We start from the raw sequence: 3,268 nt of genomic DNA, 5'->3' as shown, positions 1-3,268 counted from the left end.
CCGCGGTCGCTGCCGGCGCCACGACCACGGCGACCGCACCGGTGACGGCCACGGTGAGCGCGAGCAGCAGCGCCTGCCAGCGCGTCTGCAGCTTTCCAGGGGTTCTTCTCATGGGTCCCACTCCTTCGGGGGTGTGCGGGGTGGGACGCCGCGACGGCGCCCCACCCCTGCTCCGGGTGTCGGTCATCCGACGCGGACGAGCTGCCACTGCTGGTTGGCACCGTTCCAGCTGGTGTACTGCACGATGTTGGCGCCGTCGGCCGTCGAGGCGCCCTGCACCTCCAGGGCCTTGCCGCTGTGGCGGCTGATCAGAGTCGCGTAGCCGTTCGTGATCGTGGCCCGCCACTGCTGGTTCGCGCCGTTGTTGTCGGTCCACTGCACGATCGCGCCGCCGTCGGCCGTCGACCTGCCGGAGACGTCCAGGTTCTTGCCGGAGAGCCGGGACCTGATCTCGTAGTACCCGTCGCCGGAGCTCGTGAACTGCCACTGCTGCTGGTTGCCGTTGTTGCGCGACCACTGCGTGATGCGGGCGCCGTCGTTGGTGGCCAGGTTGTACACGTCGAGGGCCTTGCCGCTGTTGCGGTTGACCAGCACGTACCAGGCGCCGGTGTCGATCGACGTCGATCCGCCGTCGCCGCCACCGCCGCTGCCCGCGTTGAGGGCGTTCAGGACGGACGTGTAGGCGGCCTTCTTGTTGCCGGACCCGTCGAAGAGCAGCGGGTTGTCGCTGCGCCAGGAGTCGGTGTCGCGGACGCCCCAGACGGTGATGCCCGTGCAGCGCGCCACGGCCAGGCAGGCGCGGGTGACGGTCTGGTAGATGTTCGCCTGGTTGCTGCCCTGCTGGACGTCCAGCTCCGTGATCTGCACGTCGACGCCGAGGTCGGCGAACCGCTGGATGTTGGCCTGGTAGTCGCTCGCGATCGAGGTGCCCAGGTGGCTCTGCAGCCCGACGCAGTCGATCGGCACGCCGCGGGCCTTGAAGTCGCGGACCATGTTGTAGATGCCGGTGGACTTCGCGTTGATGCCGTCGGTGTTGTAGTCGTTGTAGCAGAGCTTGGCGCCCGGGTCCGCGGCGCGGGCCGCCCGGAACGCGGCCTCGATCCAGTCGTTGCCGGTGCGCTGCAGGGACGAGTCGCGCCGTCCGCCCGAGCCGCCGTCGGCGAAGGCCTCGTTGACCACGTCCCAGGAGTGGACCTTGCCGCGGTAGTAGGTGGCGACCTTCGTGACGTGGTTGATCGCGGCGTTGCGCAGGGCGCTGCCGGACAGGTTCTGGGCCCAGCCGGGCATCTGCGCGTGCCACAGCAGCGCGTGGCCGCGGACCTGCTTGCCGTTGTTGCGGGCCCAGTTGACGATCTGGTCACCGCGGCTGTAGCTGAACGAGTTCTGCGACGGCTCGGTCGCGTCCCACTTCATCTCGTTCTCCGCGGTGATCATGTTGAACTCGCGGTTCGCGATCCCGATGTAGGTCGAGTCGCTCATCCTCCCGGCGGCGATCGCGGTGCCGAAGTAGCGGCCCTTCTCGGCCGCCGACGCTCCGAGCGTCGAGGCCGCCTGGGCCGGGTTCGCCAGTGCGACGAGCATGGTCAGCACCAGTCCGGTCACTGCGACCAGCGCGGCGGCTTGTCGCCTCCACCCGTTCTGGTGAAGCTGTGCGGGCGTCGTTCGCATCATGTCTCGCTCTCTGTGGGGACGGCACGCGGGCATGCGAACCGTCGAAAAGGTGATCGAGGCGATCGCCCCGGTCGGATCGACCAGGTCTCAGGGGGTGGTCAGGTCGAAGCTGCGGACCGTGACGGCGCCGCCGAGTGCTTGGGTGGCGTAGTTGAAGATCCCGAACCGGTAGCCCATGAAGAACTCCCACTGGTTGTTCAGGACGAACGCGGGTCCGAGCGGCAGGAACGTCGTGCCGTCGGTGCTGTAGGAGAACGTGGCGGTCCGGCCGGAGCCCGGGCGGATGTCGGCGGTCGCCCGTAGCCAGATCCGGCCCCCGGAGACGGTCGCCGACGCGCGTTCGACCCCGGTCCCGGTGGTCGCCCACGAGCTGTTCATCGAGAGCCCGTCGGTCATCACCACGCGGGTGGTCCCGTTGGACCTGACCACGCCGATCCACGCCGACGACTGCCGGAGCATCGCGAGCCCCGACCGGTCGCCGTTCGCCATGGCGGAGTAGTCCAGCTCGACGGTGGCTGTCGACGTCGGACCCTGGATGCGGTGCGTCAGGGTGTTCCGCGCGTTGTACAGGTCGTTCGTGACCGTGGCGGTCTGCAGCCGGAGCCCGTTGCCGACGCTGAACCGGCTGGTGTCCGGGTTGTGGTTCCACTCCCACCGGTGGCCCAGCGTGGGACCGGCGAACGTGTCCCGGCCGATCATCGACGCGACCGTCTTGGTGGTCGTGATGTTCGGGCGGTTGTACGTGCTGCCCCAGCGGCCGTTGACGGTCTGCACCGAGGGCCACCCGTCGGCGCTCCAGCTGATCGGCGCCAGCGTCGGCATCCGCCCGCCGGGGTAGGCGTCGGTGAAGGCCATGTACCACCAGTCGCCGGCCTGGGTCTGGACGATCCCGCCCTGGTGCGGCACCCCGCCGCCGGAGATCGGACCGGGGAGGTCCAGCAGCACCTGGCGCATCTCGTACGGGCCGAACGGCGAGCTGGACCGCAGGACGTACTGGCCGTTGGCCGGTCGGGTGAGCCAGATGTAGTAGTAGCCGTTGCGCTTGTAGAACCGGGCGCCCTCGAGGGTGCCGACGCTCGACGGCGTCTGGAACACCTGCTGCGCGCGTACCTGGGCGGTGCCGTCGGCGTTGAGCTGCGCGACGCTGATCGTGCCGTTCCCGTAGGCGACGTACATGGTGTCGTTGTCGTCGACGAGCAGGCCGGCGTCGTAGTAGCACTGGTTCAGCCGTGCCTTCTTGGTCCACGTCCCGTCGACCGCCGACGCGGTGTAGACGTACGTGCGGTTGAACTCGGTGCAGCCGAGCCAGTAGTAGGTGCTGTTGCTGCGTCGGTAGCCGAGCGTCGACGCCCAGATGCCCTTGACGTACTTGCGGCCGCCGGACAGGTCGTACCCGCTGTCGTCGAACTCCAGACGTGGCACCGAGTGGCCGGCGTACTCCCAGCTCACCAGGTCGTAGGAGCGCAGGATCGGCGCACCCGGTGAGTAGTGCATGGTCGACGCCGAGTAGTAGTAGGCGTCGCCGACCCGGATGATGTCGCCGTCGGCGAAGTCCTGCCAGACGACCGGGTTGGTGAACGTCCCGCTGGGCGGGGGC

General features: G+C 68.9%; 2 protein-coding genes. Both read right to left on the bottom strand.

From position 1 onward, the window contains the following. Nucleotides 1-183: 183 nt before the first annotated feature. Nucleotides 184-1,602, bottom strand: a complete 1,419-nt coding sequence (locus CTE05_RS20070; RefSeq protein WP_371863384.1) for a glycoside hydrolase family 10 protein — start codon at nucleotides 1,600-1,602, stop codon at nucleotides 184-186. 156 nt (nucleotides 1,603-1,758) lie between these two features. After that, on the bottom strand, nucleotides 1,759-3,268 hold a 1,510-nt coding region (locus CTE05_RS20065; RefSeq protein ID WP_146848064.1), incomplete at its 5' end, for a glycoside hydrolase family 43 protein.

It is taken from the genome of Cellulomonas terrae (assembly GCF_007990265.1).
In the GTDB taxonomy this organism is placed as follows: Bacteria; Actinomycetota; Actinomycetes; order Actinomycetales; family Cellulomonadaceae; genus Cellulomonas; species Cellulomonas terrae.
Note: the sequence above shows the minus strand (reverse complement) of the source record. Positions and strands in the feature narration are given on the sequence as shown.